This window comes from Streptomyces sp. NPDC054841 (assembly GCF_053611045.1).
The window spans coordinates 1-2,017 of record NZ_JBSGZO010000821.1; the positions used below are offsets into that span (position 1 = coordinate 1).

The 2,017-nt window shown below is 72.2% G+C and carries 1 protein-coding gene, 1 tRNA gene and 1 other RNA gene; 1 reads left to right on the forward strand and 2 read right to left on the reverse strand.

Annotated features, from left to right (window positions below):
* Both ACWGI8_RS43550 and ffs read right to left on the reverse strand, forming a co-directional pair.
* A partial coding sequence (locus ACWGI8_RS43550; RefSeq protein WP_453669076.1) for a DNA polymerase III subunit gamma and tau occupies positions 1-1,611 on the reverse strand: 1,611 nt, incomplete at its 3' end.
* Positions 1,612-1,735: 124 nt separating this feature from the next.
* Positions 1,736-1,830, reverse strand: an RNA gene (ffs, locus tag ACWGI8_RS43555) — signal recognition particle sRNA small type.
* 73 nt (positions 1,831-1,903) lie between these two features.
* Here ffs and ACWGI8_RS43560 point away from each other — a divergent pair.
* A tRNA-Ser gene (locus ACWGI8_RS43560) sits at positions 1,904-1,991 on the forward strand.
* Positions 1,992-2,017: the final 26 nt, after the last annotated feature.

Genomic DNA, 2,017 nt, shown 5'->3' on the forward strand with positions numbered 1-2,017 from the left:
GGCAGCGGCAACGGACTCCTGGGCAGCCGCCGGCGCCGGGCGGCCCTGACCTGGCGCGGCAGCGGAGGGCCAGGCTCCGGGCCGCTGGGCGGCGGGCGCACCGGAACCGGGGCTCGCGGCACCGGGCCAGGCGCCGGGCCGCTGGGCGACGGGCTGCTCCTGGGCGGGTGCCGGGGTCGCGGCCGGGGCCTGAACCTCCGGGGCAGCGGCACTCGGGGTGGGCGCAGCCGGGACATCGGGCTGCGTGGGCGCCGTATGGACGGGCTGGGTCTGGACCTGGGGCTGGGTCTGGACCTGGGGCTGGGGCTGCACCGGCTCGGGGGCGGCTCCTCCGCCCCGTACCGCCGCACGCGCGGCCGCCGGGCCGCCGCCCGGCACCATCGGCGGATGCGCCTCCGGCCCCGGCACGTATCCCATCGCGGGCCCGGTCCCCTGCGCCATGAACGCGGCTCCCGCGCCCCGCTCCAGACGGTCGATGCGGGCCTGCAGAGAACGCTCGTCGTCGAAGGCCGCCGGCAGCAGCACCCGGGCGCAGATCAGCTCCAGCTGCAGCCGCGGCGAGGTCGCGCCCCGCATCTCCGTCAGTCCGGCATTGACCAGATCGGCCGCGCGGCTCAGCTCGGCGCCCCCGAACACCTGGGCCTGCGCCTGCATCCGCTCGACCACGTCGACGGGGGCGTCGATGAGCCCCTTCTCCGCCGCGTCCGGCACCGCCGCGAGAATCACCAGGTCCCGCAGCCGCTCCAGCAGATCGGCGACGAAGCGCCGCGGATCGTTGCCACCCTCGATCACCCGGTCCACGACCTCGAACGCCGCGGCTCCGTCGCCCGACGCGAACGCCTCCACGACCGAGTCCAGCAGCGAACCGTCCGTATAACCAAGAAGGGACGTCGCCATGGCGTATGTCACACCGTCGTCGGCCGCACCCGCGAGGAGCTGGTCCATCACGGACATCGAGTCGCGCACCGACCCGGCCCCGGCGCGCACGACCAGCGGCAGCACCCCGTCCTCGACGGGAATGCCCTCCCGGCCGCACACCTCCGCCAGATACTCCCTGAGCGTCCCGGGCGGCACCAGCCGGAAGGGGTAGTGGTGCGTACGCGAACGGATCGTCCCGATGACCTTCTCGGGCTCGGTCGTCGCGAAGATGAACTTGAGATGCTCCGGCGGCTCCTCGACCACCTTCAGCAGGGCATTGAAGCCCGCCGAGGTGACCATGTGCGCCTCGTCGATGATGTAGATCTTGTACCGGCTCGACGCGGGCCCGAAGAACGCCTTCTCCCGCAGCTCACGGGCGTCGTCCACACCACCGTGCGACGCGGCGTCGATCTCGATGACGTCGATCGAACCCGGTCCGTTGCGCGCGAGGTCCCGGCAGGACTGGCACTCCCCGCAGGGGGTCGGCGTGGGCCCCTGCTCACAGTTCAGACACCGGGCGAGGATGCGCGCACTCGTCGTCTTCCCGCATCCACGCGGCCCGCTGAACAGGTACGCGTGATTGACCCGGTTGTTCCGCAGCGCCTGCTGCAGCGGGTCGGTGACATGCTCCTGCCCGATGACCTCGGCGAAGGACTCGGGACGGTAGCGGCGGTACAGCGCAAGGGACGACACGCATACGAGGTTATCGGGGCCCACCGACAACCGGCCCCGCCCGCCGAGAGCACCGCCCCTCCTGAGGCCCCGCTGCCCCCGCGGCCCCGGGCCTCCCCCACGGCAACCGACGCCCCCCGGAACGCAAAGCGCCCCCCACGCACCCGCCAGAGCCGACCTACCCTTGCTGCCTTCCGGCCCTGGGGGAGTTCAGTCAGATAGCGCCACGTGAGGGGCTCCGCACAGAGTACCTGATGGTGGGGGTGGGGAACGAGTTCGCGAGCACTCCCCGCCGTCATGTAATGTTCCCAGCGGAGGATTCGCCTAGAGGCCTAGGGCGCACGCTTGGAAAGCGTGTTGGGGGCAACCCCTCACGAGTTCGAATCTCGTATCCTCCGCCAGTGCCTCACCGGGCACGATGTCGAAG